This window comes from Couchioplanes caeruleus (genome assembly GCF_003751945.1).
Lineage (GTDB): Bacteria > Actinomycetota > Actinomycetes > Mycobacteriales > Micromonosporaceae > Actinoplanes > Actinoplanes caeruleus.
Map to the genome: position 1 here is coordinate 5,644,037 of NZ_RJKL01000001.1, position 25,253 is coordinate 5,669,289.

Here is a 25,253-nt window from a genome sequence, read left to right on the forward strand (position 1 = left end):
GCGCGCGGCTTCGGCGGGTCAGCGGGCGTGGCGGCATCGGGCGTAGGGTCTGGCGCATGTGCGGGCGGTATGCGACCACGAAGAGCGAGGCCGACCTCGGCCAGCTCTTCGATGCCGTCGCGGTGGCCGAGGCACCCCCGGCGAGCTGGAACGTCGCGCCGACCGACCCGGTGCCGCTGATCCGCATGTCGCAGCGCCACGGCGGCCGCGTGGTGGACACCGCCCGCTGGGGTTTGGTGCCGCCGTGGGCCACCGACCCGCGCGCCGGTGCCCGGATGATCAACGCCCGGTCCGAGACGGTGGCCACCTCCCCGGCGTTCGCAGCGTCCTTCCAGCGCCGCCGCTGCCTGGTGCCGGCCGACGGCTGGTACGAGTGGGTGCGCACCGGCAGGCAGCGCCAGGCCTACTACATGACCCCGCGCGACTCCTCGGTGCTGGCCTTCGCGGGCATCTGGACGATGTGGCGCGCCGAGACGCTGACCTGCAGCGTGCTCACCACCGCGGCGCTCGGCGGGCTCGCGGCGGTGCACGACCGCATGCCGCTGATCCTGCCGCGCGAGCGCTGGGCGGCGTGGCTGACCGGCGGCGAGGACCCCGGCGAGCTGTTGCGGCCCCCGTCCGAGGCGGCCCTGGAGGCGATCGAGGTCCGGGCGGTCCGCCCGGACGTCGGCAACGTCCGCAACAACGGTCCGGCGCTGACGACGCCGCTGCCGGCTCCGGCCCCGGAGTCGACTCTGTTCTGAGGCGGGCGTCTTCGACGGGCGTGGGCAAATCGTGACCGCCTATTTGCCCGGTAATAGTCGCATATCGAAATGCAAGTTTTGTTCAGAGATTGATAGGACCCTTGTTCTGATCTTCCTCCGTGCGATAGAAACCAGCGCCGGTGTGGCGACGGCGCGCATGGTGCGGGCCGCGTCGCCACGGCTCTACCGGTACCCACGGGGGAGGTGGGCTGATGACACGCGCTCGAATGCCGCGTCCACACGAAGTCGCCATCGCACGACGCGATCCGAGGCTGCTCGGAGCCATCCGGGAACGCAGGGCCGACGAGGCCTGGCGGACCAGGGGCGCCTGCCGGACGGTCGATCCGGAAACCTTCTTCCCGGCTCCGAACGAGCCGACCGAGAGCGCGGTGGCGCTCTGCGGCACCTGCGACGTCCAGGGCCCCTGCCTGGCCTGGGCGCTCCGGGTGGGCGACTGCCACGGGGTCTGGGGTGGCACCACGGCCCGGGAACGCCGCGCGATGCTCATCGCCTGGCGGGAACGCGTGCAGCCGAACGGTGACCCGGTCGACGACCACCCGGACGAGGAAGATCGCCGCCTGCTCACCCTGGAGCCGGTCAGCCGGTAACCATGGGAGCTGTGCGCAGCTTCGAGATCGACACCCCGCGCGGACCGGCGCGGGTCCGGCTCACGGACCCCGCCGGCCCGCCCCTCAGTATGCTCGTCCTCGGCCACGGCGCCGGTGGGGACGTCGACGCGCCCGACCTGACCGCGGTGCACGACGCGGCGGTCGCCGGTGCCGTCCGGGTCGCCCTGGTCACCCAGCCCTACCGGGTGGCGGGTCGCCGCGCGCCCGCGCCCGCAGGTCACCTCGACGAGGCGTGGAGCGCCGTGCTGGCCGAGATCGCCGACCCGGCTCTTCCGCTCATCACCGGCGGCCGGTCCAGCGGGGCGCGGGTCGCCTGCCGTACGGCGCCATCGCTCGGTGCCGCCGGCGTGCTGGCGCTGGCCTTCCCGCTGCACCCACCGGGCAGGCCGGAGCGCAGCCGGGCCGATGAACTGCCCACCGGACTGCCGACGCTGGTCGTCAACGGCGACCGTGACCCCTTCGGCCTGCCCGAGGCCTCCGGCACCGTCGAGGTCGCCGTACGCCCCGGAGCCGTGCACGACCTGCGCCGGGACCTTCCCGGCACCGCCGAGATCGTGGCGGCGTGGTTGCGCCGGCACGGGTGGGCCGAGTAAGTCGGAATGCGGACAGCCGCCGCGGGCGTTGCATCCCCTGCGAGGGTTGTCCGTCGGAAGGGGTGTGCAACGTGCGAGGCGGAACCGAGTTCGCCGAGCGGGAAGGTCAGCAGTCCCGCCGGGTGCGTGACCTGCTGTGCTCGCCGGAGTGGCCCGCGGTGTCGCCGCCGCCCGTTCCCCCATCGGTGAGCGTGAGCACACCAGCGGTTTTCGAATCTGCAAATGGGGCACTCCCCGTATCCTCGACACGGTCGAGGGGAGAGATGCGGGTGACGCCCACAGAGCGGGTCGAACGGAGCGGACGCGGCGAGCGGACCGACGAGCGCCGCGCGCGCTTCGAGCGGGACGCGCTGCCGTTCGTCGACCAGTTGTATGCCGCGGGCCTGCGCATGACGCGCAATCCCGCCGACGCCGAGGATCTGGTGCAGGAGACGTTCCTGAAGGCCTTCTCCGCGTTCCACCAGTTCGAAGAGGGCACCAACCTCAAGGCCTGGCTGTACCGGATTCTGACCAACACCTACATCAACTCGTACCGGCGCAAGCAGCGGCAGCCCGTGCAGGCCCCGACCGAGGAGATCTCGGACTGGCAGCTCGCGTCGAGCGAGTCGCACACGTCCGCCGGTCTGCGCTCGGCCGAGACCGAGGCGCTCGACCGGCTGCCCGACAGCGACATCAAGGACGCGCTGCAGCAGTTGCCCGAGGAGTTCCGCCTGGCCGTCTACCTCGCCGATGTCGAGGGTTTCTCGTACAAGGAGATCGCCGACATCATGGGTACGCCGATCGGCACGGTCATGTCCCGTCTCCACCGCGGCCGGCGCAACCTGCGCAAGTTGCTCGAGCGGTACGCCGTGGATCGGGGAATCACCCGCAGCTCCAGCACGCCCGCCGCACAGGAGGCGTGAGCGACGTGAGCGACGAGGACCAGAAGACCGACTGCAGCGTCGTCATCAGCGAGGTCTATCTCTACCTCGACCTCGAATGCAGCGACGAACGTCGGCGACTCATCCAGAAGCATCTGGACGACTGCTCCGACTGCCTGCGCGAATACGGCATCGAGCACGAGGTGAAGGCGCTGGTCGCCCGCTGCTGCGGCGACGAGACCGCGCCCCGGGAGCTGCGTGAGCGGCTCAAGAGCAAGCTCAGCGAGTACGTGGTCGAGGTGGAGAGCCACGAGTATCTGCCCTGAGCCCGTCCTGACCCGAGAAAAGGGCCCGTAGCGTTCGAACGCTACGGGCCCTTTCGTCACTCCACGGCTCAGGAGTTGGGACGCTTGCCGTGGTTGGCGGAGCTCTTCTTCCGGGCCTTCTTCTTGCGAGCCTTCTTGGCCATGTCGTTCTCCTGTCGTCGTGCGGCTCCCGACGGCGAGGCGGCCGTGGGTACGTCCAACCCGCCGATCGTAGTCGCCTGCGTAACGCCAGACCGCGCGCCCCATATGTGCCCGCGAGCGAATCATGATTGGATACCGTTCGAGCGACAGCGCCGAGGAGAGGACAAGCACCATGGCCGACGAGATCCGTGCCGAGATGGTGGCCAATGTGTGGAAGGTCGTGGCCGCGGCCGGCGCCGAGGTCGAGGAGGGCGACACGCTGGTGATCCTCGAATCCATGAAGATGGAGATCCCGGTGCTCGCCGAGTCCGACGGCGTGGTGGCTCAGCTCGCCGTCAACGAGGGCGACGTGGTCCAGGAAGGCGACCTGATCGCCGTCATCGAGTAGTGCGCGGGCGGGCGCCCGGGGCTCAGCGGCCGGAGATCCACCGCCGCAGGAGTCCCGCGCGCCGGTTCCGCTGCCGCGGGATCGTCAAGAGGGCGGCGTGTTCCTCCGCCTTGATGATCGCCGCGGCCCGCTCCCGGTTCTCCGGCGACAGGTCGGGGGTCGCCAGCGCCAGGTGGGCGATCGACCACGCCAGGGTGGGTGAGCCCGCCGCGGCGGCGAGGCGGCGGCCCACCAGCGCCGCCACGTCCGAGCGCGCCGCCGGGTCGACCCACGCATAGGTGATCAGGGCGAAGAGCGCCGCCTCGGTGATCCGGTCGACGCCGCCCTTGGCGAGGTCCACCAGCAGCCGGCGCCGGATGGAGAACGGCCACGGCTCCTCGGTGCGGTGGTGCAGCAGCCCGAGACAGGCCCAGACCTGGGCGCAGCGGCGCCACAGGTCGGGATCGTGAGCGGCGAGCGCCCGGCCCACCTCGTCGTCCGGGGCCGCCGGTGGATGGGCGATCAGCGCCAGCAGATCCTCGGGCTCGACCAGGACCAGGCCCAGGGCGGCGTCGTAGGCGGCCGGAGGATGCGGCCACAGCGGATGGGCCGCGCGGTGGAGCCGCTCCACGGCGGCGGGCGTCGGGGCGCCGGCCACGAAGGGCTCCCGCGCCGGGTCCGGCGGGGAGTCGGGGCCCGACGGCACCCGGCTCAGCCACGGCTGATCGGCGCAGCACTCCGCAAGGTCGGTGTGCTCGTGGGTGTCGTCGAAGTGATCACGCTGAAAGTCGGCGAGGCGGACCAGGTGGGCCAGGTCGCCGTCGGCCCGGTAGCGCAGGCGGTGCCCGGTGTGCACCGCGCAGTCGTCGTCGGGGTTCTTGGCCAGGGCGCGGTCGATCCAGTCCAGCGCGTCGTCCATGCGGCCGTGGTCGGCAAGGGTGCCCGCGATGTCGGCGTACACGGAGAGGTCGTCCGGGTCGTACATCACCGCGCGGCGCAGGGCCGCCAGGGACTCCGGGATGCGGCCCGCGCTGCGGTACGCGTACCCGAGCCAGATCTCCGCGAGTTTCGACGGCCGCAACCGGGCTCCCCGGGTCGCCCACCGCACCGCCTGCTCCGCCTCTCCGAGCCGGCGCGCCAGCGCCGAGCCGGCGCCGAGCAGCATCGCGTGGTCGGCGTGGGCCCGCACGGCATGCCCGACCAGCGTCAGGTACGGCCGCAGCGCCGCCCGCCCGGCCTCCGGCGCCGGGTCGCCGATCGTCGTGCACAACTGCATGACGATCCGGGCCAGCAGGCCGGGTTCCATCCGTTCGCCCAGGCCGGGGTCGCTGACCCAGGGCACGCCCGCCCAGTCGACCCCGGGGGTGTGCCCGCTCGCCGCCGCGAGCAGGGGCAGCCCGTCCTCGGGCCGGCCTGCCGCGGCGAGCAGGTGGGCACGGGCGACGACCGTGCCCACGAAGGCGTGCTGTTCCAGCGGGAAGAGCTCCAGGCCGCCGTCCGCGCGGGTCGCGAGGCGGCCGAGCAGCTCGTGGATCTCCGGCAGGGTCGGCGCGTGCGCGATCGCGCCGGCCAGGTGGTCGGCGGCATGGTGCACCTCTCCGCGATCGAGCGCCGCGCGGGCGCGCTCGAGATCGCCGTCGGCGGAGCGCCTTGAGTCGTCCATGGCCACGCCTTCCTGATCGCGCGGGCGGTCCGAGGCACCGGCGATGCCGGGCCTCGCGCGCGTAGGTGGCACGTGGTGTGCCACCGACGCGAAGCCTAGGCGACGACGCTCGATATGTCAGTCCGGCAAGCCTGCGTAGTAGTGCTCAATACGTTGCGTTTAGCGGCCGAAAAGTGCAAGACTGCGCACGGTACGAGCGAGAGTGCGCAATTCCGGGAGGTTCAGTGACGCAGCGAGGTCAGGGGATGGCGGCCGACATCGCCGAGCAGCCCGCCGGATACTCCCGGCTGCTCGAGGGCGGACCGGCCGCGGCGATAGCGGAGGTGGCCGCCCGCATCGCCGAGCAGCGTCCCAAGCACGTCGTCTTCGTCGGGCGGGGCACCTCCGACCACGCCGCCCTCTACGGCGCGTACCTCACCGAGATCCGCCTCGGCATTCCGGTCGGCCTCGCCTCACCCAGCGCGATCACGCTCTACGGCGCCCGGCCCGATCTCGCCGGCGCGCTCGTGGTCGGCGTCAGCCAGAGCGGCGGCTCGCCGGATCTCACCGAGGTGCTGAAAGTCGCCCGGGAGAGTGGTGCCGTCACCCTTGCGGTGACGAACAACCCCGCCTCCCCGCTTGCCGCGACCGCCGAGCTCTCGATCGACATCGCCGCCGGGCACGAGCGCGCGGTCGCCGCGACCAAGACGTACACCGCCGAGTTGCTGACGCTGTTGCTGCTGGTCGAGGGCGTGCGCAACGGGGACGGCAGGCCGGGCGCCGACGAGCGAGCGGCGCTGGAGAAGCTGCCGCAGCTCGCCGAGGAGACGCTGGCCGAGCGGGGCTCCGACGAACTCGCCCAGCGATACCGGTTCGCGTCGCGGATGGTCACCACCGGTCGCGGGTACGCGTATCCGACGGCCCGCGAGACCGCCCTGAAGCTGATGGAGACCTCCTACCTGCCGGCCCTCGCCTTCTCCGGGGCCGACCTGCTGCACGGCCCGCTCGCCATGACCGACCCCGACGTCCCGGTGCTGGCCGTCGTCGGCGGCGGCCCCGGTGGCACCTCGATGGCCGACGTGGTGAACCGGCTCGGCGAGCGCCGCGCCGACGTGGTGACGGTCGGCGCCCACGACATCGCCGGTGCGTGCGGCCGGCTGGCCGTGCCCGAGGTCGACGAGCGCTACGCGCCGCTGCTCGACATCCTGCCGCTGCAGAAGCTGGCCCTGGCCCTGGCCCTCGCGCGCGGCGAGGACCCGGACGCACCGCGCGGCCTGAAGAAGGTCACCGCGACCCTCTGACCGCCCGGGGCCGGGGCAGGGATGGCAGGCTTGGGGCCGTGTCCACGCTGCGCGATCTCGCCGAAGAGCACACCGACCTCGGCCCCGCCGACATCGACCACCTCACCCGCCTCGCCGGCGACTGGCAGTTGCTGTCCGACCTGTCCTTCGCCGACCTGCTGTTGTGGGTGCCCGTCCGGCCCCGGCCCGCGGAGTCCCGGTCCTTCCTCTGCGTCGCCCAGGTGCGCCCGACGACCGCGCCGACGGCGTACCAGGACGACCAGGTCGGCAAGATCGCCGGCGGGCCCGAGGTCGCCCACCTCGACATCGCGTACGTGCAGGGCCGCATCTGGCGCGAGGGCGACCCGGTCTGGTACGGCGACACCCCGGCGCGCCACGAGGCCATCCCGGTGCGGCTCCGCGGCGAGGACGAGAACATCGAGGTCATCGCCGTCATCGGCCGCGACACCAACCTGTCGACCGCGCGGACGCCCAGCCAGCTCGAGCTGAACTACCTGACCACCGCCGACGACCTGGCCCAGATGGTCAACGACGGCACCTTCCCGCCGCAGCGGCACCAGGGCGAGACCACCTCGGCGCCCCGCGTCGGCGACGGCCTGATCCGCCTCGACGCCGGTGGCAAGGTCACCTACGCCAGCCCGAACGCGCAGTCGGCGTACCGCCGGCTCGGATTCAACGCCCATCTGGTCGGCGAGGAGCTGTCGGTGCTGTCGAAGCGGCTCGCCACCGACCCGCTGGAGGGTACGGACGCCGCCGAGCGCATCCTCACCTCGCTGCGCGGCGAATCCCCGCCCCGCAAGGAGGTCGAGGCCCGCGGCGCCACCGTCCTGATGCGCGCCCTGCCGCTCATGCCGGCCGGCGTGCCGATCGGCGCGCTCGTGCTGGTCCGCGACGTCACCGACGTCCGCCGGCGCGACCGCGCGCTGATGACCAAGGACGCGACCATCCGGGAGATCCACCACCGGGTCAAGAACAACCTGCAGACCGTGGCGGCGCTGCTGCGCCTGCAGGCGCGCCGGGTCGACCTCCCGGAGGCCCGGATGGCCCTGCAGGAGTCCGTACGCCGGGTTGCGTCGATCGCCCTGGTGCACGAGACCCTCTCGATGTCCAGCGACGAGGCGGTCGAGTTCGACGGCATCGTCGACCGTGTCGCCACCGCCGCCACCGAGGTCGCGGCCACCGAGATCACCGTCAAGATGCGCCGCGAGGGCACGTTCGGCGTGCTGCCCGCGGAGATCGCCACCTCGCTGGTGATGGTCCTCAACGAGCTGCTCATCAACGCGGTGGAGCACGGCTTCCCGGCGCCCGGCGAGGAATCGGAGCCGTCGGCGACCCCGCCCGAGCCGTCCGGCGAGGTCGTCGTCTCCGCGCACCGCTTCCGCAAGCAGTTGCACGTGACCGTCGCCGACAACGGGCAGGGACTTCCGGAGGGCTTCCAGGCGGACGCGGGCGGCCGCCTCGGCCTGCAGATCGTCCGGGCGCTGGCGACCGGCGAGCTGCGCGGCACCATCGAACTGCGCAACCGCGCCGGCGGTGGCACCGAGGCCGTGCTGGTGGTCCCCCTGGGCAAGCGCTGATGCGGGGCCGGCGTTGATGCGCGGGGCCGGCGCTGACGGGCGGGGCAAGCGCCGACGCGTCTGGCACCGGCGCCTTTCCCGGTGCGCGCGGTGAAACAGTGGCCGTGGCCACACTCCCGAATTCTGGACCGCACTGGCCCAGAATCGCCGTGCGTGAGAGGCTTGCCGACATGACCGCTGCAGTTGACCGCCGCTTCGTGGCCCGGCGCCACGTCGACTACGGCCGTGTCCGCAGCGCCATGTGTCCGGCTGTCTGACGCCGCCCGTTTGATTTCTCGGGCGCGCGAGACGCCCGGCTTCTCCAGACATCGATGTCGCGAGCCCTGCCGTGAGCGTCGCCGCGTGCCCACCATGACCGGAGGGACGCCGCCATGGCGCTCAGCAACACCGCCGCCGCGCCAGCCGTCCGCCCCCGCAAGCCGCGTGGCGAGGGCCAGTGGGCGGTCGGACACCGCGAGCCACTGAACCCGAACGAGCGGATCAAGAAGGACGACAACCCGCTCAACGTCCGGGCCCGGATCGAGAACATCTACGCCCACACCGGCTTCGCCGGCATCGACCCCCAGGACCTGCGCGGCCGTTTCCGCTGGTGGGGCCTCTACACCCAGCGCAAGGCGGGCATCGACGGCGGCCGGACCGCCGTCCTCGAGCCGCACGAGCTCGAGGACGAGTTCTTCATGCTCCGCGTCCGCATCGACGGTGGCGCGCTCAACCTCGCCCAGTTGCGCACCATCGCCGAGATCTCCACCGAGTTCGCGCGCGGCACCGCCGACATCACCGACCGGCAGAACATCCAGCTCCACTGGATCCGCGTCGAGGACATGCCGGAGATCTGGCGCCGGCTCGAGGCCGTCGGCCTGCAGACCACCGAGGCGTGCGGCGACTGCCCCCGCATCGTGCTCGGCAGCCCCGTCGCCGGCGTCTCGACCGAGGAGGTCGTCGACCCGACCCCGGCGATCGACACGATCGTCGAGCGGTACATCGGCGACCCGCGCTACTCGAACCTGCCGCGCAAGTTCAAGACGTCGATCTCCTGGCTGGCGGACACGCCCCACGAGGTCAACGACATCGCCCTGCTCGGCGTCGTGCACCCGCAGTACGGGCCGGGCTTCGACCTGTGGGTCGGCGGCGGCCTCTCCACCAATCCGCGGCTCGCCGAGCGCCTCGGGGTCTGGGTGCCGCTCGACGAGATCCCGGACGTCTGGGAGGGCGTGGTCGGCATCTTCCGCGACTACGGGTACCGGCGCCTGCGCAACCGGGCCCGGCTCAAGTTCCTCCTGGCCGACTGGGGTGTGGCCAAGTTCCGTGAGGTGCTCGAGAAGGAATACCTCGGCCGTGCCCTGATCGACGGCCCGCCGCCGGTGCTGCCGGAGAAGCCGATCGACCACATCGGAGTGCACAAGCAGCGCGACGGCCGGAACTACGTGGGTGCGGCCCCGGTCGTCGGGCGCTCTTCCGGCACGCAGCTCAGCCGTCTCGCCGACCTGGTGGCTCGGCACGGGTCGGACCGGGTGCGCCTGACCCCGTACCAGAAGCTTCTGGTGTTGGACATCGCCGACGACCAGGTGGAACCGCTCGTCGAAGGCCTGCGCCGCATCGGGCTGGAAGCCCGTCCGTCGGCCTGGCGCCGCGGCACCATGGCCTGCACCGGCATCGAGTACTGCAAGCTCGCCATCGTCGAGACCAAGGCCCGCGGCGAGGAGCTGGTGGCCCGCCTCGAGGAGCGGCTCCGCGACTTCGACGTGGACATCTCGATCCACATCAACGGCTGCCCGAACGCCTGCGCGCGCACCCAGGTCGCCGACATCGGGCTCAAGGGGCAGCTCGTCATGAACGCGCGCGGTGAGCAGGTCGAGGGCTTCCAGGTCCACCTCGGCGGCGGCCTGGGCATGGCGCAGGGCCAGACCGCCGGCTTCGGCCGCAAGCTGCGGGGCCTCAAGGCCACGGCCGACGAGCTGCCCGAGTACGTCGAAAGGATCGCCCGGCACTATCTGGCGGGGCGCACCGCGGGCGAGAGCTTCGCCGACTGGGTCATCCGGGCCGACGAAGGTCTACTCACATGAGCGACGCGAGAAGTACCCCGCTGTACTGCCCCTACTGCGGCGACGAGGACCTCTATCCGCACGAGGCCTCGCACGGGGCGTGGGAGTGCCACTCCTGCGCCCGGGTGTTCACGGTCAAGTTCCATGGGCTGCTTTCCAAGGGAGTGAACCGATGAGTGTGCTGACCGCCGCCGGGCTCGGCCTGGTGACCCTGGACAAGCCGGTCGATCCCGCCCGCCGCTCGCGCGCCACGCTGGAGGCGCTTGCCGCGGAGGGTGCCGCGCAGCTCGCCGACGCGCCCGCCGAGGAGATCGCCCGCTGGGCCGCGTCGACGTTCGGCGACCGCTTCTGCGTCACCAGCTCGATGGCCGACGCCGTCGTCGCCCACCTCTTCTCCCGCGCGGCCCCCGGCGTCGACGTCGTCTTCCTCGACACCGGCCTGCACTTCCCCGAGACGCTCAAGGTCCGCGACACGGTCGCACGGACCATGAACGTCAACGTACGGTCGATCCGCCCGCGGATGACCGTCGGCCAGCAGGACGGCGAGCTCGGACCCCGGTTGTTCGCCCGCAACCCCGACGAATGCTGCTATCTGCGCAAGGTCGAGCCGCTGGAACGCGCCCTGGCCGACTACGACGCCTGGGCCACCGGCCTGCGCCGCGACGAGTCACCGACCCGCGCGAACACGCCGGTCGTGACGTTCGACGCCCGCAAGGGCAAGGTCAAGGTCAACCCGATCGCGGCATGGACGCAGGCGGAGGTGGACCGCTACATCGCGCGGTGGAACGTGCCGGTCAACGAGCTCTTCAAGAAGGGGTACGGATCGATCGGCTGTTGGCCATGCACCCGGCGGACGACGGCGGGGGAGGACCCGCGGGCCGGGCGCTGGGCGATGTTCGACAAGACCGAGTGCGGGCTGCACCAATGAGCTCTCCGTCGCTGAGCTCTGCTTCGTGCGTCTCGCGGGGCTCTTCGGTCGTGCGGGGCTCTTCCGCTACGCGCGGCTCTTCCGTTGTGTGCGGTGCTCTCCTCCGTGGCGGCTTTTTGGCCGTTGGCGGCGGGCGGGGCTCGCGATGAGCTTCCGGCAGGCGGTTGTCCTGGTTGCGCACGGCAGCCGGGATCCGCGGGCGGGCCGGGCGACCGAGGCGCTGGCGGCGGCGGTGCGGGCGCGGCAACCCGGGTGGGACGTGCGCGCGTCGTATCTCGACCACAGCGTGCCGCGCCCTCGGCAGGTGCTGGCGTCGTTCGCGGAGGCGGGGCACCGGCGGGCGATCATGGTGCCGCTGCTGCTGACGGCCGCCTACCACGGCCGGGTGGACGTGCCGGGCGAGATCACCGCTGCGCGGGCCGAGGGCGTACGGCTGGAGGTCGAGCTGGCCGAGGTGCTGGGACCGGTCGGAGGCCAGGTGCCGGAGCTGTTGCTCGACGGGCTGGCGGTGCGTCTCGACGAGGCCGCTTCCCCGGTGGGCGGGGCTGCTTCCTCGGTGGGCGAGGCGGCTTCCCCGGCCGGGCCGGTGGACGGGGTGGTGCTCACCGCCGCCGGCACGCGGAGCGCTTCGGCGCGGGCGACGGTGGAGGAGGCCGCTGCGGCGTTGGGTGAGCGTCTCGGGGTGCCGTGGCGGGTGGCCTACGCCTCGGCCGCGCCGCCGCTCTCCGGGGACGCAGTGCGCTCGCTGCGGACGCAGGGGTGCCGCCGGGTTGGTCTGGTGTCGTACTTCCTGGCGCCCGGGTTGCTGTGGGACGCGACGGTGGCTTCGGCGCGGGAAGCGGAGGTGGCGGTGGTCGCCGAGCCGCTCACCGACACTCCGGCGCTGGCGGCTCTGGTCGCCTCTCGGGTGACCGACGCCGGTGGCCGCGCGGAGTTCGTCCCGGCGGCCTGACCCTGGGGCGGTGGTGGCATTCACCCGGCAGCCTGGTCCGACGGGTGTGGTGTTCGTCGCGGTGGCTTGATGCGGTCGATTCCGGCCCTTGCCTGATCCGGGTGTGGCGGGCATCTCCGGTGGTTGTTTTGATTGGGGTGAGCTGCGTTACCGGTGCGGTGATCATGCTCACTGAGAAGTCGCTGAGAGCCGCCGGCCCTCCACATCGGACGGTGAGTGCGCGGAGACTAATGGTGTCAACCATTGCGACGATTTCGAGATCATTTCGCGAAGATCGGTGATCTCATTCATGCCCTGCGTCACCATTGCGTGGCGTAATCGGATCGAAACGGTGGATGACTCCGGACAGCACGACGCCCCGGCGCCGTGATGGGCCCGGGGCGTGAATGCTGTGAGGGATTGTTCAGGCGGTGGGAGCGCCGACCCGCAGGCCGCCGCGACGCTTGACGGCGCGCCGCTCGTCCTCGCTCATACCGCCCCATACGCCGGCGTCCTGACCGGATTCGAGCGCCCACTGCAGGCACGACTCGGTCACGGGGCACCGGCGGCACACGGCCTTGGCCTGCTCGACCTGCAGGAGCGCGGGGCCGGACGTCCCGATTGGGAAGAACAGCTCCGGGTCCTCGTCGCGGCAGATCGCATCGTGGCGCCAGTCCATGGCGGCAACACTCCTTGTTTCGGCTGGGGTAATGAAATGGTGCGGGCTTACTACTTACTTTTATCTGCATACGCCGCAGTGACCGACGGACAGCGTTCGTCCGATCACCAGTGCGTGAGCAAGCTTTGTTCAGGAGGCCGTTCTGCACCTTCTGGATTAGGAACGCGGGCGAGCGGCATCCGGTTACTTCATATCGCTTGTGAATGCTTTCACGAACTCCCGCGATGTCAAGGGTAGCGCTCGGAAAATCTCCGGGCGGGTGAGCTAGCTCACGACCCTTTTGTCCGCTTCCGGGGGTTGGCCCCGGGACCGGCGCATGAACGCTCCCATCAATGTAGTACGGTAGCCGCCGCCTTGCAGACCTTTCGCCCGTGTTTCTGTAACGGATCGTGAGGACCTTCGGTTTCGGCCTACCCGCTCCTCAGCAGATCACACGCAGTGCCCGGGGGACGGACAAGAAGTGCACCTTCTGCCGCTCACCCAGGTAGTCGCCGTCGAGCTGGAACGACTGGGGGCGGGCGGCGACGACGGTGAACTCCACCTGGTCGTGCATGCGCAGGACGTTGCGGCCTCGTGGATCGGCCCGCCGGGACGTCATCTGAGTGACTGTCCGTGTTGTGCTCGCCACTCCTAGGCTACGAAGGGCCAGCACGTCAAGTCCGCGGTCGAACGATGCCTGCGGATTGGGGTTGATCGGGCGGTCGCCGACATAGGTCCAGGGAGCCGTGTTCTGAATGATGACGGTTCCCAGACCGGTTTCCGGTTCCTCCCCGGGACGCTCGATCGAGAGCGGCGGCGTTTTGCGATCTTCGCCCGAGAGGACCTGTCCGACCAGAGACCTCAGATAAAGGGCGGGAGTGGACGTACGCCCCCGCCGCCGGGCCTGTTCCACCCGCCGCGTCACCGCGGCGTCCAGCCCCAGCCCGGCCGTGAAGGTGAAATAGCGGTCGTCGGCGCGGCCGAGCCCGATCACGCGGTGCCGTCCCGAGCGCAGACCGTCGAGGATCACACCGGTGCCCTCGACCCAGTCCCGCGGGAGTCCCAGCGCCCGGGCGAAGACATTGGTGGAGCCGCCGGGCACGACCGCGAGCGCCGGCAGCCGGAACGCGGGCGACGCCGTCCCCGATGCGAGCCCCGGATCGGCGGTCATGATTCCGTTGACGGCCTCGTTGATCGTGCCGTCGCCGCCGAGCGTGACGACCACGTCCACGCCGCTCTCGGCCGCCTTGCGGGCCAGCGTCGTGGCGTGCCCGCGCTTGAGGGTGTACTCGACCGTCAGCTCGACCTGGCTGCGCAGGGCCCTGACCAGCACGTCACGGCTGCGTTCACTGGTGGTCGTGGCCTTGGGGTTAACCACGAGTAACGCTCGCATGGGCGGCACTGTACCTCCCGGAGCCGCCGCGAGCTGGCCGGTATCGTACAGCGGTGACCCCTGCGGATGTGGAGAATCCCGCGACACTGGTATGGGCGGTGCGCCTGCTCGCCGCCGAGGCGGTGGCGCTCGCGGTGCTTGCGGCGTACCTGATGGTGCTGGTCGTGACGGCAGATCCCGGCAGCCTCGCGGTGGCGATCTCGCTCGCCGTGATGACCGCCCTCGGCGCCGCCGCCGTCCTCCTGGTGGCCCGGGCCCTGGCGGGCCGTTCGGCGCGGGCCCGCGGGCCCGCGATCGTCGTCCAACTCTTTCTCATTGCGTCGGGCGGATTCCTGCTGCAGACGGGGCCGGCCTGGGCGGGTGCGCTGACGATGCTGCTGGGCATCGGTGTCGCGCTGCTGTGCCTGATGCCGACCACGACGCGGGCGCTCGGTCTGGACTGACCTCCGCCGCCTGGGCGGCCTGCCGGGCCTGGATTGTCATCGTGCCTGGCCTGGCCTCGAGGGCCTCGGCTTGTCTCCGGGCCTTGGCTGGCCTCCGGCTTAGGCGGACCTTCGGCCTTGGCCGGCTTTCGGGCCGGGTTCGACGTGATGCGACACGCCGGTGTGAGCTCGTCCGACTTCCGTCTGCTGGGCTGATCAGCACTTCCGCCGCGCGGGGAAAGGCCTACCCTGAGTGTGGCGGATCACAAGGGGGTGAGCGAGTGACCGGATCGACGGTGCGCCCGCCGGCGTATCAGCTTCTGGCGGACGAACTGCGCGATGAGATCACGTCGGGTCGCCTGCAGCCCGGCGAGCGCCTGCCGCCCGAGCCGGAGCTGTGCGTGCGGTCGGGCGTCAGCCGCAGCACCGTACGCGAGGCACTGCGCCTGCTCGCGAGCCAGCACCTGATCGTCACTACCCGCGGCGTGACCGGCGGCAGCTTCGTCGCCCACCCCGATGCCCAGCAACTCTCCGATGCGCTCTCGACCGGCCTCACCCTGCTGACCAACTCGGCCGAGGTCGGGCTCGCCGACCTGCTCGAGCTGCGGCGCGCGGTGGAGATCCCGGCGGCCGGGCTGGCCGCGGAACGCCGCTCCGACGCCCATCTCGTCGAGCTGCGCGGCGCGATGTTCGACCCCGACCTTGACGAGCTCGACACGATGATGGCCGCGCACGCCGCCTTCCACTCGGCGATCGCGTCGGCGACGTGCAATCCGCTGTTCGAGCTGGTCACCCGGCCGCTCTACAACATCGGGATCGGCGAGGAAGTGGTCGAGGGGCTGCCCGACGGCTACTGGGAACGGATCGACGCGGACCACCGGGACCTGCTGACGCACGTCCGCAACCGGGACTCGGCGGGGGCGATGGAAGCCGGCCGCCGCCACCTCGACTACATCGCCGCGGTGGCCGCGCGCTGATCCGTTGGCCGCGCGCTGATCCGTTGGCCGTGCTGATGCGAGGGCCGACGCTGAGCCGAGCGTGCCAGTTCACGCGGCTCCGGGCAGCGGGCGGAGCGGTGTGGCTCAGTTCTCGGTGCGGCGGGTGAGGAGTCTGATCGTGGCGTGCCGGCCGTTCGCCTCGGCGGCCGCCGAGGTGGTCAGGGCGGTCAGCACCTTCCACGCGAACGAGGACTCCGATGGCAGCCGCGCCCCGCGCACGGTGGCGACCGTCACCTCGACGGTGAGTGCGTCGTCGGTCACCGCGAAGCGGCACTCCAGGTCCGCCCCGCGGGTGGCGATCGCCAGCAGCATGGCGCAGGCCTCGTCGACCGCGATGCGCAGATCCTCGATCTCGTCGAGGGCGAAGTGCAGGCGGGCCGCGAGGCCGGCCGTCGCCGTCCGTAGGACGCCCAGGTAGCCGCCGTCGGCGGGCACGGTGAGCAGCACGACGTCGTCACCGAACGCCGGCTCCGGATGCGTTGTCTGAAGCTGAGTCACCGACCCCATCCTCCCGATGGTCGAGACTCTAGCGCCTGACGGGTGAGGCGCGCTCGGCGAGTCGGCCCAGGGGGGCGCCGGTCAGCCGGTAGGGGACCCAGCCGTTGCTGGCGGCGGCGCCGATCGCGGCGTAGAAGTCGGCCGCCGGGTTCCAGTCGAGCATCACCCACTCGAGGCGCCGGTACCCCCGCTCGACGCAGATGCGGGCCAGCTCGGCCAGCAGGGCGGCGCCCGCGCCGGTGCCGCGGTGTCCGGGGCGCACGTACAGATCTTCGAGATAGATCCCGTGGACGCCTTCCCACGTCGAGAAGTTGAGGAACCAGAGGGCCACGCCGTAAGGAGCGTCGTCCTCGTCGACCGCCACATGCCCGAAGAGGCCCGGCCGGTCACCGAAGAGGGCCGCGTCGAGCTGTTCCGTGGTCAGGTGGCACGACTGCGGCTCGCGTTCGAAATCGGCCAGCTCGTGCACCATTGCCACAACGGCCGGCACGTCCTCGGGACGTACCGGCCGAATGCGGGCGGCGCTCACGCCTGCTTGGTCTCCCAGAAGATCTTGGAGATCTCCTCGATCTTCGCCAGCAACTGCTCGCCGACGGCCGGGTCCATGGAACCCTTGGCCCCGGACGCGCCCGCGAGCTTGGTGGCCTCGTTGAAGAGCTGGTTCAGGTGCGGGTACTTCTCGAAGTGGGGAGCCTTGAAGTAGTCCGTCCAGAGCACCCACAGGTGGTGCTTGACCAGGTCAGCCCGCTGCTCCTTGATCTGGATGGCACGGGTACGGAACTCGGGGTCGGTGTTCGCCTGGTACTTCTCGGCGATGGCCTTCACCGACTCCGCCTCGATGCGAGCCTGAGCGGGGTCGTAGACCCCACAGGGCAGGTCGCAGTGCGCGCTGACAACAGTGCGCGGCGTGAAGATACGCGGAAGTCGCATCGGGACCCCTCCATGAGTTTGCGATGATCCGGTGCTGACACTACCCCTTACACCCCGAGCCATACTCCATGCGGGATTGATGCCATGAGATTGCAACTGCCGCTCTTCGCCGTACTTGTGCAAGGGCCTTCCATGGCACCCATCCTGCGCTCGGGAGACGCCCTGGTGGTGTGGCGGACGCGGCGCGTCCGGGAGGGCGACATCGTGGTCGCGCGCTTCCGCTCGCGACCCGGCCTGCTGGTCGTCAAGCGCGCGATCCGGGCCCAGGACCAGGGTTGGTGGGTACGCGGGGACAACGAGTTCGTGACCGACGACTCACGGGCGTACGGGGTGGCGGATGTCATCGGACGTGTGATGTTTCGGTACTGGCCTCGACCGGGTCGGCTAAGTTAATGTCCGGTAACCACAACACACCAGAGTGTGGTTGCTTCACCGGGTGATCCCCGCATCGCACGTCGGTCCGCGCACACTCGCGCTCAGGGCCGGCTGGCACCACCGACGTACTGATGCGTGTCTGGAGTCTCCGTGTCCTTCTTCAGTTTCGAGCTCGATCCCGCGCTGGCCGCCGACCCCGTCTTCGACCTGCACAAGCGGGGCAAGATGACGATCTCCGCCACGGTTCCGCTGGCCAGCCGCGACGACCTGTCGCTGGCGTACACGCCGGGCGTCGCCCGGGTCTGCACCGCCATCGCCGACGACGAGAACCTGCACCACGACTACACCTGGGCCGGCAACACGGTCGCCGTCGTCAGCGACGGCTCGGCGGTCCTGGGCCTCGGCAACATCGGACCCAAGGCCGCCATGCCGGTCATGGAGGGCAAGGCCGTGCTGTTCAAGCAGTTCGGCGGCGTCGACGCCGTGCCGATCTGCCTCGACACGCAGGACGTCGAGGGCATCATCGCCGTGGTCAAGGCACTCGGCCCCTCGTTCGGCGGCATCAACCTCGAGGACATCAGCGCGCCCCGCTGCTTCGAGATCGAGCGTCGCCTCGACGAGGCCCTCGACATCCCCGTCTTCCACGACGATCAGCACGGTACGGCGATCGTCGTGCTCGCCGCGCTGCGCAACGCGGTCACGCTGCTCGGACGCCGCTTCGCCGACCTGCGGGTCGTGGTGAGCGGGGCGGGCGCGGCGGGCGTGGCCATCACCGACACGCTGATCGCCGCCGGCGTCCAGGGCGCCAACACGATCGTCTGCGACTCGCGGGGCATCATCCACGCCGAACGGCCCGGGCTCACCGGCGTGAAGGCGGCGCTCGCGGAGAAGACGAACTACTCCGGGCGTACGGGAGGAATCAAGGAGGCGCTGATCGGCGCCGATGTCCTCATCGGGGTGTCCGGCGGTGCCATCGCCGAGGAGGCACTGGCCGGGATGGCCCCGAACGGCATCATCTTCGCGCTGGCCAACCCCACGCCCGAGGTGCCGCCCGCGATCGCCCACAAGTACGCGGCGATCGTGGCCACCGGCCGCAGCGACTTCCCCAACCAGATCAACAACGTGCTGGCGTTCCCGGGCATCTTCCGCGGGGCGCTCGACGCGCGCGCCACGCGGATCACAGAACGGATGAAGGTCGCGGCGGCGGAGGCCATCGCCGAGGTGGTCTCCGACGACCTGCGCGCGGACGCGATCGTGCCGTCGGCGCTGGACCCGCGGGTGGCCCCGGCGGTGGCGGCGGCGGTGGCGCAGGCGGCGGAGCGGGACGGCGTGGCGCGGTTGCGGACGGCGGCTCCGTCGCCGACTTCGTCCTCCTCCTCTTCGTCTTCTCCTTCGCCTTCCTCGCCTTCCTCCTCCTCGCCTGCTCTGTCCGTGGCGGTGGCGGTGGGTTCGGCCCAGTCCTGACGTCTGGTTTCGGCTGACTCTCCTTCGGCTGGCTGTTCTGGGGCCGGCACCGCGGTTCGTGGTGCCGGCCCTTTCGTTCGTCGCTGGGTGCCGGTCGCTTGCGTGCTGTTATCCACAGGGGGAGCGTGGTGGGTGGCGTGCCATCGAGGCGGTGACTAGCGTTCTCGGCATGCGCGCCGCCTACGCCAGTGCCACGAAGCCGGACGAGCCCCTCGCCGCCCTCACCGTCGGCGACCTGCCCGAGCCGTCGCCACCCGACGGATGGGTGACGGTCGACGTCCGGGCCAGCTCGCTCAACCACCACGAGATCTGGTCGCTGCGAGGGGTGGGCCTGCCCGCCGACCGGCTACCGATGATCCTGGGCTGCGACGCGTCCGGCGTGGACGCACAGGGCAACGAGGTCGTCGTCTATCCGGTCGTCGACGACCCGCAGGACCCGCGCGGCTTCTCGCTGCTGTCGGAGCGCTGGCCGGGCACGCTCGCCGAGCGCGTGGCCGTGCCGGCGGCGAACCTCGTGCCCAAGCCCGCGGGCCTCTCGTTCCTCGACGCGGCATGCCTCCCGACGGCGTGGCTCACGGCGTACCACATGCTCACGACCCGCGGCCGCATCGCCGAAACCGAGGCGGTCCTGGTCCAGGGCGCAGGCGGCGGAGTGGCCACCGCGGCCGTGGTCCTGGCCGCGGCCCTCGGCAAGCGGGTGTACGCGACCAGCCGCGATCCCGGCAAGCGCGAGAAGATCGCCGACCTGGGCGCCACCGCGGTCGAACCCGGAGCCCGCCTCCCCGAACGCGTCGGCGTGGTCATCGAGTCGGTCGGCGCCCCCACCTTCGAGCACTCCCTGAAATGCGCGGCCCCCGGCGCCCGCATCGTGGTCTGCGGCGCAACCGGCGGCCCTTTCCCGAAGGTCGACCTCCGCCGCGTCTTCATGATGCAGCTCGAAATCCTGGGCAGCACCATGGGCACAGCCGACGAACTCGCCGCCCTGCTGAAGCTCTGCGTCGCCGGGGACATCCGCCCCATCATCGACTCGACCTACGGCTTCACCGCCGTGGCGGACGCCTTCGCCCGCCTCCACTCCGGCGAGGTATTCGGCAAGGTGGCAATCGACCACCTCCACTGAGAGGCGCAACCCACACGCGAGCGACGGGACGCCTCGTCGGCGCGCTGCCCGAGTGATGCGGCGTTGTGTTGGCGGGTCGGCCGAGCGGCTCTGCGGGTTGCCTGAGTGATACGGCGTTGTGTTGGCGGGTCGGCCGAGCGGCTCAGCGAGGCTGCCCGAGCGATGCGGCGCCTTGTCGGCGTGCTGCCCGAGCGGGCTCAGCGGGTTCGGGTGAGCTACACGGCGCCTCGTCGGCGTGCTGTCCGGGCGACGTGGCGCCTGGATTTCAGCGCTCGGGTGTGATCACGTTCATGGCCGCCTCGTGTCTCGGGCAGCGGACGCCGGGAATGTCACTCGACGGTGGAGGTCTGGGTACACCGCGTCATGCCCTGGGCTCGCGGGGCGGCGGGATGGGGCAAATCGGCGCGGCTGGACACTCCCACGAGAGGGTGAAATTCCGGATGCTTCGTCGAACGCCCTGGTAGGGGGCCGGGTAGGCCTGGATCGGAGACGTGGGGCTTCGCTATGGTCGTCCGCATGTCTGACAACAGCGTCGACCCGAGCGGCAACACCGAGGCGTTCCGCGCCTTCACGCAGAATGCCCCCGAGGAGCCCGCGGCGGCCTCGAAGACGCCGCTGATCCTGGGTGTCGCCACGGTGGCGGTTGTCCTGGTCGCCCTCATCGCCTGGCTCGCTCTCGGCTGACAGCCGGTTTGGACTTCCCGGCGGCCGCGTCCCTGGTGCGCCGGAAACCGGGCAGCCGGATACAGCCGCGGATCGCGGCCGTATCTTTGCTGAGAGGCCCGCTCACCGTGCGCTGAGGGCCAGTGGGCCACGCGTTCATGCGCTGATTCGGAGCGTTAAGCCACGGTATGCGTGCGCTCTTCCTAGCGGTCGGCCACGGCGTTCATGGGCCATAACGGGCGTTCGACCGCAATGCTCTGCGCGCTAGCCCGGACGGTCGGCCGCCGATGTTCGCGCGTCGGTCTGGGAAGTCGGTCAGGGTGTTCGCGGGTGGGCCGGTTTCGATGCTCGCGCGTTGGGCCGGGCATGGTGGTTCCAGGGCTAGGCGCCCAGGGCCTTTCTTGTTTCTTCGGCTATCTCGAGTTCCTCATCTGTGGGCACTACGCAGACCGCGACCCGGGCTGCGTCCGGGGAGACTATTCGGTCTCCGCGGTTGTTGCGGGCTTCGTCGATCTCGATGCCGAGCGTGGACAGGCCTTGCAAGGCCGCGGACCGGACGGCCGGGGAGTTTTCGCCTACGCCGGCGGTGAAGGTGATTGCGTCGGTGTGCCCGAGGAGGGCGAGGTAGGCGCCGACGTGTTCCTTGATGCGGCGGCAGTAGACGGCGAAGGCCAGGGTGGCTGCCGGGTCGCCCTCGTCGCGGCGGCGTTGGATTTCGCGCATGTCGTTGGCACCGGTCAGGCCCTGCAGACCTGCGGAGCGGGTCAGGGAGCGTTCGATCTCTTCGATCGGCAGGCCCGCTACCCGATGCAGGTGGAAGATCACCGTGGGGTCGATGTCGCCGCTGCGGGTGCCCATCACGAGGCCCGACTGCGGTGACATGCCCATGGAGGTGGCCACGCTGCGGCCGCCCTGGACCGCGCAGGCGCTGGCGCCGTTGCCGAGGTGGAGGGTGATCACGTTGATCTCCTCCGCCGGCCGGCCGAGGAGGGCCGCCGTTTCGCGGGCCACGTACGCGTGGGACGTCCCGTGGAAGCCGTAGCGCCGGATCTGCCAGTCGGCGGCCAGGCCGGCATCGATCGCGTAGGTGACGCCCTCCGGCGCGATGGTCTGGTGGAACGCCGTGTCGAAGACGGCGACCTGGGGAACGTCGGGCAGCAGCTTGCGCGCGACCGCGATGCCACTCAGGGCTGCCGGGTTGTGCAGGGGCGCGAGGGGCACCAGACGCTCGATCGTCTCCACCACTTCGTCGTCGATGAGCGTCGCGCTGCTGAAGAGGCTGCCGCCGTGTACCACTCGGTGACCGATCGCGCCGAGGTTCGAGAGGTCGATGGACTCCATGACCTGTTGCAGGGCGGCGGTGTGGTCGGCGGCGTCTCCACCGGCCTCGCCGATGCGCTCGATCAGCCCCTTGGCCAAGGTCGCCGGCATCCCGCGGAAGACGGCCGGCTCAGCGCCGGGGTCAGAGGACCCCAGGCCAGTGACGGATGGCGTCGCGTCAAGAGAGGGGGACGCCGCGCTGGCGGCGGGTGGGGGGTCGTCGAAGAGGCGGTATTTCACCGAGGACGAGCCGCAGTTCAGGACGAGGATCTTCATGACCGGGCCTGGATCGCCGTGATGGCCACGGTGTTGACGATGTCCTTCACCGTCGCGCCTCGGGAGAGGTCGTTGACCGGGCGGCGGAGGCCCTGCATGACCGGGCCCACCGCGACCGCGTCGGCCGAGCGTTGGACGGCCTTGTAGGTGTTGTTGCCCGTGTTGAGGTCGGGGAAGACGAACACCGTCGCCTTGCCCGCCACCGGGCTGTCGGGGAGCTTCGTCGCGGCGACCGCCGGGTCGATGGCCGCGTCGTACTGGATCGGGCCCTCGACCGGCAGGTCCGGGCGGCGTTCGCGGACCAGGGCGGTGGCCGCGGCGACCTTTTCGACGTCGGCGCCCGCGCCGGAGCTGCCCGTGGAATACGACAGCATCGCCACCCGGGGCTCGATGCCGAACGCCGCCGCGGTCTGGGCCGAGCACAGGGCGATGTCGGCGAGCTGGGCGGCGTCCGGGTCCGGGTTGACGGCGCAGTCGCCGTACACGAGGACGCGGTCGGCGAGCAGCATGAAGAAGACGCTCGACGCGACCGTGAGGCCGGGGACCGTCTTGATGATTTCGAAGGCGGGGCGGATCGTGGCGGCGGTGGTGTGGGTGGCGCCGGAGACCATGCCGTCGGCGAGGCCGGCCGCGACCATCATCGTGCCGAAGTAGTTGACGTCGCGGACCACGTCATACGCCAGATCGAGCGTGACGGCCTTGTGCTTGCGCAGCTCGGCGTAGCGCTCGGCGAAGGTGTCGCGCCAGGCGCTGGTGGCCGGGTCGACCAGGCGGGCGGCGCCGACCTCGACGCCCAGCTCGCGGGCCCGCCGGGTGATCTCGGCCGGGTCGCCGAGGAGGGTGAGGTCGGCGACGCCGCGGCGCAGCAGGGTCTCCGTGGCGCGCAGGATGCGCTCGTCGGCGCCCTCGGGCAGCACCAGGTGGCGGCGGTCGGCGCGGGCCCGGTCGATCAGGTCGTTCTCGAACATCAGCGGGGTGACCCGGCTGGACCGGGTGACGTCGAGCAGCCGGTCGAGCTCGGCGGTGTCGACGTGCTCCTCGAACGCGCCGAGCGCCGCCTCGACCTTGCGCGGGGTGACGGTGCTGAGCCGGGCCTGGATCCGGCCGGCGGCATTGATCGTGTGGTAGCTGTCGGTCTGCACGACCAGCATCGCCAGGCCGGTGTTGAGCCGCTCGATGACCCGCACCGCGCGCGGGTCGGGAAACTCGCCGAGGGTCAGCACCAACCCGGCGAGGGTGACGTTGCCGGCGGCGTGTGCGGCGCTCGCCGCGACCAGCAGGTCGGCCCGGTCGCCCGGGGTGATCACCAGCGCCCCGTCGGTGAGGTGGTCGAGCAGGGCGGGCACGTGGGCCGCCCCGACGACATAGTCGAGAACGTCGCGGTCGAGCGCGTCCTCGTTGCCGGTCACCACCGTCGCGTCGAGGGCTGCGGCGACCTCGGCCACGGTCGGTGCCGCGACGGCCGGCATCTCGGGGATGGCCCAGACCGGCACGGCCAGGCCGTCCGGGGCCTCCACCCCGGCGGGCACCCGATTGGCGATCACCGCCGGCACCGTCGCATGGAGATCGACGAGCGAGTGGTACGCCGACCGCACGGCCGCCCCGAGATCGCCCCGCCGCCCCTGACCACTGACGACGGGAAGGACGACGCTGCCGAACTCGGTGGCAAGCCGGGCGTTGAATGCCAGCTCACGCGGCAGCTCGTCGTGGCCCTCGTCCTGCCCGTCGGCGAAGTCGCTGCCGATCACCACGACCGAGCCGCACTCCCGCTCGACCGCTCGGTAGCGCTCGACGATGCGGGAGACGAGCTCCTCGCGCCGGCCGTCCGCGACCAGGGCGGCCGCCTCGGTCACGGTGACGCCGTAGGAGTCGTCATATCCGGTGGCGATCGGATAGCGGCTGATCAGCAGCGTGAGCAGGGGGTCCTTGCCGGAGCCGGAGACCAGCGGGCGGAACACGCCGATGCGCGCGACCTGCCGGGACAACAGCTCGACCACCCCGAGGGCGACCGTTCCCTTACCGACCGAGGGACCGAGCCCGGCGACGTAGACGCTGCTTGCCACAAGCCTCAACGTACCGGCCCGGCCACGATCGCGCCGAGCGTCGCGCGACCCTGTGGACAACTGCGGGATCGGGGCGACCTCAGCGCAGCTCGCGGAGGTAGCCGCCGGGGTTGTCGAGGAAGCGTCGCCAGTGCGCCACGACCTCGAGGTCGTTCCAGCTCGTGCGCCGGATGCCGTGCTCGCCCAGCTCCAGGATCGTCGCGCCGGGCAGGGCGGTGAGCAGGGGAGAGTGGGTCGCGACCACGACCTGTGCCCCGTCCGAGCGCATCGCCTCGAGCCGGGCGAGCAGGCCGAGCGTCGACGTGAACGACAGCGGCGCCTCGGGCTCGTCCATCAGGTAGAAGCCGTACCCGTGGAATTTGCGGGAGAGCAGCTCCACGAAGCCCTCGCCGTGGCTGCGGTCGTGCAGGTCGCCGTCCGGCGACCCCGGCAGATTCTCCAGGTACGTGTACAGCCCGTGCATCGTCTCGGCGCGCAGGAAGTACGCGTTGGGCCGCCGCCCGGGAGTGCGGACCACCTTCAGCGCCTCGCCCAGCGGCGCCTCGGTGACCCGGCTGCGGTGGCGGACGGAGCGTGAGCCGCCCTCCGGGTTGAGGCCGTGGGCGACGGCCAGCGCCTCGATGAGCGTCGACTTGCCGGAGCCGTTCTCGCCCACCAGGAAGGTGACTCCGGCCGGGATGTTCAGGCCGTGGTCGAGCAGCGCCGCGACCGCGGGTATCGTCGCCCACCATGCGGTCCGGTCGACCTCCGCCTGCGGGTCCCGCTCGATCCGGCGGACGGGCCGGTCCGGAAGCGGGCTACTCCTCATCGTCCTCGTCGTCGCGGGCCAGCCAGGTGGCGAACCGCTCGATCGGCGTCTCGAACTCGGGGTTGACGTCGACGAACGTCCGCAACTGCTCGGCCACCCACTCGAGGGTCACGGTCTCCTCGCCGCGCCGCTCGACCAGTTCCTCGATGCCTCGATCGGTGAAGTACATGTCCGGATCCTATGCA

29 protein-coding genes are annotated in these 25,253 nt (G+C 71.1%); 18 read left to right on the plus strand and 11 right to left on the minus strand.

Translation table 11 applies throughout. The annotated features are described in order from the left end of the window. The first annotated feature begins 56 nt into the window (after positions 1–56). The 5 genes from EDD30_RS25230 (at position 57) to rsrA (ending at position 3,151) form a co-directional block, all read left to right on the plus strand. Complete coding sequence (locus EDD30_RS25230; protein WP_071808676.1) at positions 57–743, plus strand: SOS response-associated peptidase; 687 nt, start codon at positions 57–59, stop codon at positions 741–743. Positions 744–955: 212 nt separating this feature from the next. Beyond that, a complete protein-coding gene (locus tag EDD30_RS25235) occupies positions 956–1,351 on the plus strand; it encodes a WhiB family transcriptional regulator (protein WP_071808677.1) in 396 nt (131 codons plus the stop codon). Between the two features lie 2 nt (positions 1,352–1,353). Beyond that, positions 1,354–1,965, plus strand: a complete 612-nt coding sequence (locus EDD30_RS25240; protein ID WP_071808678.1) for an alpha/beta hydrolase family protein — start codon at positions 1,354–1,356, stop codon at positions 1,963–1,965. A 71-nt stretch (positions 1,966–2,036) separates the two neighbouring features. Then, on the plus strand, positions 2,037–2,867 hold the full coding sequence (locus EDD30_RS25245; protein WP_071808700.1) for a sigma-70 family RNA polymerase sigma factor: 831 nt from the start codon (positions 2,037–2,039) through the stop codon (positions 2,865–2,867). Between the two features lie 5 nt (positions 2,868–2,872). Beyond that, positions 2,873–3,151 (plus strand): mycothiol system anti-sigma-R factor, encoded by a 279-nt coding sequence (rsrA, locus tag EDD30_RS25250; protein WP_071808701.1) that lies wholly within the window; start codon positions 2,873–2,875, stop codon positions 3,149–3,151. Between the two features lie 68 nt (positions 3,152–3,219). Here the strand turns inward: rsrA and EDD30_RS42075 are convergent, their stop codons facing one another. After that, positions 3,220–3,294 carry a 50S ribosomal protein bL37 gene (locus tag EDD30_RS42075; RefSeq protein ID WP_369752275.1) on the minus strand — a complete coding sequence of 25 codons (75 nt, stop codon included), beginning with the start codon at positions 3,292–3,294 and terminating at the stop codon, positions 3,220–3,222. Between the two features lie 170 nt (positions 3,295–3,464). Between EDD30_RS42075 and EDD30_RS25255 the strand changes: the two genes are divergently transcribed. Then, the gene (locus tag EDD30_RS25255; protein WP_071808679.1) at positions 3,465–3,680 is read left to right on the plus strand and encodes a biotin/lipoyl-binding carrier protein; all 216 of its coding nucleotides are present in this window, start codon (positions 3,465–3,467) and stop codon (positions 3,678–3,680) included. A 22-nt stretch (positions 3,681–3,702) separates the two neighbouring features. On the opposite strand, the gene EDD30_RS25260 is transcribed toward EDD30_RS25255, so the two are convergent. Beyond that, positions 3,703–5,328, minus strand: coding sequence for a tetratricopeptide repeat protein (locus EDD30_RS25260; protein ID WP_394328308.1), 1,626 nt, complete (start codon positions 5,326–5,328; stop codon positions 3,703–3,705). A 239-nt stretch (positions 5,329–5,567) separates the two neighbouring features. On the opposite strand from EDD30_RS25260, the gene EDD30_RS25265 reads away from it, so the two are divergent. The 6 genes from EDD30_RS25265 to EDD30_RS25290 all read left to right on the plus strand — a co-directional run bounded on the left by EDD30_RS25265 (position 5,568) and on the right by EDD30_RS25290 (position 12,101). Further along, on the plus strand, positions 5,568–6,602 hold the full coding sequence (locus tag EDD30_RS25265) for an SIS domain-containing protein (RefSeq protein WP_071808681.1): 1,035 nt from the start codon (positions 5,568–5,570) through the stop codon (positions 6,600–6,602). A gap of 38 nt (positions 6,603–6,640) precedes the next feature. Next, positions 6,641–8,179, plus strand: coding sequence for a sensor histidine kinase (locus tag EDD30_RS25270; RefSeq protein ID WP_071808682.1), 1,539 nt, complete (start codon positions 6,641–6,643; stop codon positions 8,177–8,179). A gap of 371 nt (positions 8,180–8,550) precedes the next feature. Continuing rightward, positions 8,551–10,242 (plus strand): nitrite/sulfite reductase, encoded by a 1,692-nt coding sequence (locus EDD30_RS25275; RefSeq protein ID WP_071808683.1) that lies wholly within the window; start codon positions 8,551–8,553, stop codon positions 10,240–10,242. Continuing rightward, complete coding sequence (locus tag EDD30_RS25280; protein ID WP_123678510.1) at positions 10,239–10,397, plus strand: IS1 family transposase; 159 nt, start codon at positions 10,239–10,241, stop codon at positions 10,395–10,397. The genes EDD30_RS25275 and EDD30_RS25280 overlap by 4 nt, the downstream gene beginning before the upstream one ends. Further along, positions 10,394–11,149 carry a phosphoadenylyl-sulfate reductase gene (locus EDD30_RS25285; RefSeq protein WP_071808684.1) on the plus strand — a complete coding sequence of 252 codons (756 nt, stop codon included), beginning with the start codon at positions 10,394–10,396 and terminating at the stop codon, positions 11,147–11,149. Before EDD30_RS25280 ends, EDD30_RS25285 begins: the two co-directional genes overlap by 4 nt. 145 nt (positions 11,150–11,294) lie before the next feature. Next, a complete protein-coding gene (locus EDD30_RS25290) occupies positions 11,295–12,101 on the plus strand; it encodes a sirohydrochlorin chelatase (protein ID WP_071808685.1) in 807 nt (268 codons plus the stop codon). A 403-nt stretch (positions 12,102–12,504) separates the two neighbouring features. Here EDD30_RS25290 and EDD30_RS25295 read toward each other — a convergent pair whose 3' ends face one another. Together EDD30_RS25295 and EDD30_RS25300 are read right to left on the minus strand one after the other, a co-directional pair. Continuing rightward, complete coding sequence (locus EDD30_RS25295; protein WP_043524653.1) at positions 12,505–12,759, minus strand: WhiB family transcriptional regulator; 255 nt, start codon at positions 12,757–12,759, stop codon at positions 12,505–12,507. A gap of 421 nt (positions 12,760–13,180) precedes the next feature. After that, positions 13,181–14,131: a diacylglycerol/lipid kinase family protein gene (locus tag EDD30_RS25300; protein ID WP_071808702.1), complete on the minus strand. Its 951-nt coding sequence runs from the start codon at positions 14,129–14,131 to the stop codon at positions 13,181–13,183. 53 nt (positions 14,132–14,184) lie between these two features. Between EDD30_RS25300 and EDD30_RS25305 the strand changes: the two genes are divergently transcribed. Then, positions 14,185–14,574 carry a hypothetical protein gene (locus tag EDD30_RS25305; protein WP_071808686.1) on the plus strand — a complete coding sequence of 130 codons (390 nt, stop codon included), beginning with the start codon at positions 14,185–14,187 and terminating at the stop codon, positions 14,572–14,574. Between the two features lie 260 nt (positions 14,575–14,834). Further along, positions 14,835–15,530: a FadR/GntR family transcriptional regulator gene (locus EDD30_RS25310; RefSeq protein ID WP_071808687.1), complete on the plus strand. Its 696-nt coding sequence runs from the start codon at positions 14,835–14,837 to the stop codon at positions 15,528–15,530. A 105-nt stretch (positions 15,531–15,635) separates the two neighbouring features. Here EDD30_RS25310 and EDD30_RS25315 read toward each other — a convergent pair whose 3' ends face one another. The 3 genes from EDD30_RS25315 to sodN are packed head-to-tail and all read right to left on the minus strand — an operon-like array spanning position 15,636 to position 16,979. Then, a complete protein-coding gene (locus tag EDD30_RS25315) occupies positions 15,636–16,049 on the minus strand; it encodes an ATP-binding protein (protein ID WP_244945397.1) in 414 nt (137 codons plus the stop codon). A gap of 28 nt (positions 16,050–16,077) precedes the next feature. After that, positions 16,078–16,521: a GNAT family N-acetyltransferase gene (locus tag EDD30_RS25320; protein ID WP_084557347.1), complete on the minus strand. Its 444-nt coding sequence runs from the start codon at positions 16,519–16,521 to the stop codon at positions 16,078–16,080. Positions 16,522–16,574: 53 nt separating this feature from the next. Further along, complete coding sequence (gene sodN, locus EDD30_RS25325) at positions 16,575–16,979, minus strand: superoxide dismutase, Ni (protein ID WP_071808690.1); 405 nt, start codon at positions 16,977–16,979, stop codon at positions 16,575–16,577. 84 nt (positions 16,980–17,063) lie between these two features. Between sodN and EDD30_RS25330 the strand changes: the two genes are divergently transcribed. The 4 genes from EDD30_RS25330 (at position 17,064) to EDD30_RS39325 (ending at position 20,622) form a co-directional block, all read left to right on the plus strand. Continuing rightward, on the plus strand, positions 17,064–17,372 hold the full coding sequence (locus tag EDD30_RS25330; protein WP_071808691.1) for a S26 family signal peptidase: 309 nt from the start codon (positions 17,064–17,066) through the stop codon (positions 17,370–17,372). A gap of 132 nt (positions 17,373–17,504) precedes the next feature. Further along, entirely contained in the window at positions 17,505–18,818 is a 1,314-nt protein-coding gene (locus EDD30_RS25335; RefSeq protein ID WP_394328309.1) for an NAD(P)-dependent malic enzyme, read from the plus strand. Positions 18,819–18,987: 169 nt separating this feature from the next. Continuing rightward, positions 18,988–19,938 carry a zinc-binding dehydrogenase gene (locus EDD30_RS25340; RefSeq protein WP_071808692.1) on the plus strand — a complete coding sequence of 317 codons (951 nt, stop codon included), beginning with the start codon at positions 18,988–18,990 and terminating at the stop codon, positions 19,936–19,938. A 516-nt stretch (positions 19,939–20,454) separates the two neighbouring features. Continuing rightward, positions 20,455–20,622 (plus strand): hypothetical protein, encoded by a 168-nt coding sequence (locus EDD30_RS39325; RefSeq protein WP_170047634.1) that lies wholly within the window; start codon positions 20,455–20,457, stop codon positions 20,620–20,622. Between the two features lie 360 nt (positions 20,623–20,982). Here the strand turns inward: EDD30_RS39325 and EDD30_RS25350 are convergent, their stop codons facing one another. The 4 genes from EDD30_RS25350 to EDD30_RS25365 form a co-directional block, all read right to left on the minus strand. Next, entirely contained in the window at positions 20,983–22,197 is a 1,215-nt protein-coding gene (locus EDD30_RS25350; RefSeq protein ID WP_071808694.1) for an acetate/propionate family kinase, read from the minus strand. Next, positions 22,194–24,269, minus strand: a complete 2,076-nt coding sequence (pta, locus tag EDD30_RS25355) for a phosphate acetyltransferase (RefSeq protein WP_211277989.1) — start codon at positions 24,267–24,269, stop codon at positions 22,194–22,196. The genes EDD30_RS25350 and pta overlap by 4 nt, the downstream gene beginning before the upstream one ends. 70 nt (positions 24,270–24,339) lie before the next feature. Further along, the gene (locus tag EDD30_RS25360) at positions 24,340–25,068 is read right to left on the minus strand and encodes an AAA family ATPase (RefSeq protein ID WP_071808696.1); all 729 of its coding nucleotides are present in this window, start codon (positions 25,066–25,068) and stop codon (positions 24,340–24,342) included. Further along, positions 25,058–25,237 carry a DUF6104 family protein gene (locus EDD30_RS25365; RefSeq protein ID WP_071808697.1) on the minus strand — a complete coding sequence of 60 codons (180 nt, stop codon included), beginning with the start codon at positions 25,235–25,237 and terminating at the stop codon, positions 25,058–25,060. The genes EDD30_RS25360 and EDD30_RS25365 overlap by 11 nt, the downstream gene beginning before the upstream one ends. Between the last annotated feature and the right edge of the window lie 16 nt (positions 25,238–25,253).

Bases quoted from the DNA above. Each gene is read 5' to 3' on its own strand.
- EDD30_RS25230 (WP_071808676.1), top strand. From the start codon at position 57: ATGTGCGGGCGGTATGCGACCACGAAGAGCGAGGCCGACCTCGGCCAG.
- EDD30_RS25235 (WP_071808677.1), top strand. From the start codon at position 956: ATGACACGCGCTCGAATGCCGCGTCCACACGAAGTCGCCATCGCACGA.
- EDD30_RS25240 (WP_071808678.1), top strand. From the start codon at position 1,354: ATGGGAGCTGTGCGCAGCTTCGAGATCGACACCCCGCGCGGACCGGCG.
- EDD30_RS25255 (WP_071808679.1), top strand. From the start codon at position 3,465: ATGGCCGACGAGATCCGTGCCGAGATGGTGGCCAATGTGTGGAAGGTC.
- EDD30_RS25265 (WP_071808681.1), top strand. From the start codon at position 5,568: ATGGCGGCCGACATCGCCGAGCAGCCCGCCGGATACTCCCGGCTGCTC.
- EDD30_RS25275 (WP_071808683.1), top strand. From the start codon at position 8,551: ATGGCGCTCAGCAACACCGCCGCCGCGCCAGCCGTCCGCCCCCGCAAG.
- EDD30_RS25280 (WP_123678510.1), top strand. From the start codon at position 10,239: ATGAGCGACGCGAGAAGTACCCCGCTGTACTGCCCCTACTGCGGCGAC.
- EDD30_RS25285 (WP_071808684.1), top strand. From the start codon at position 10,394: ATGAGTGTGCTGACCGCCGCCGGGCTCGGCCTGGTGACCCTGGACAAG.
- EDD30_RS25290 (WP_071808685.1), top strand. From the start codon at position 11,295: ATGAGCTTCCGGCAGGCGGTTGTCCTGGTTGCGCACGGCAGCCGGGAT.
- EDD30_RS25295 (WP_043524653.1), bottom strand. From the start codon at position 12,759: ATGGACTGGCGCCACGATGCGATCTGCCGCGACGAGGACCCGGAGCTG.
- EDD30_RS25300 (WP_071808702.1), bottom strand. From the start codon at position 14,131: ATGCGAGCGTTACTCGTGGTTAACCCCAAGGCCACGACCACCAGTGAA.
- EDD30_RS25320 (WP_084557347.1), bottom strand. From the start codon at position 16,521: ATGGTGCACGAGCTGGCCGATTTCGAACGCGAGCCGCAGTCGTGCCAC.
- sodN (WP_071808690.1), bottom strand. From the start codon at position 16,979: ATGCGACTTCCGCGTATCTTCACGCCGCGCACTGTTGTCAGCGCGCAC.
- EDD30_RS25330 (WP_071808691.1), top strand. From the start codon at position 17,064: ATGAGATTGCAACTGCCGCTCTTCGCCGTACTTGTGCAAGGGCCTTCC.
- EDD30_RS25340 (WP_071808692.1), top strand. From the start codon at position 18,988: ATGCGCGCCGCCTACGCCAGTGCCACGAAGCCGGACGAGCCCCTCGCC.
- EDD30_RS39325 (WP_170047634.1), top strand. From the start codon at position 20,455: ATGTCTGACAACAGCGTCGACCCGAGCGGCAACACCGAGGCGTTCCGC.
- EDD30_RS25350 (WP_071808694.1), bottom strand. From the start codon at position 22,197: ATGAAGATCCTCGTCCTGAACTGCGGCTCGTCCTCGGTGAAATACCGC.
- EDD30_RS25360 (WP_071808696.1), bottom strand. From the start codon at position 25,068: ATGAGGAGTAGCCCGCTTCCGGACCGGCCCGTCCGCCGGATCGAGCGG.
- EDD30_RS25365 (WP_071808697.1), bottom strand. From the start codon at position 25,237: ATGTACTTCACCGATCGAGGCATCGAGGAACTGGTCGAGCGGCGCGGC.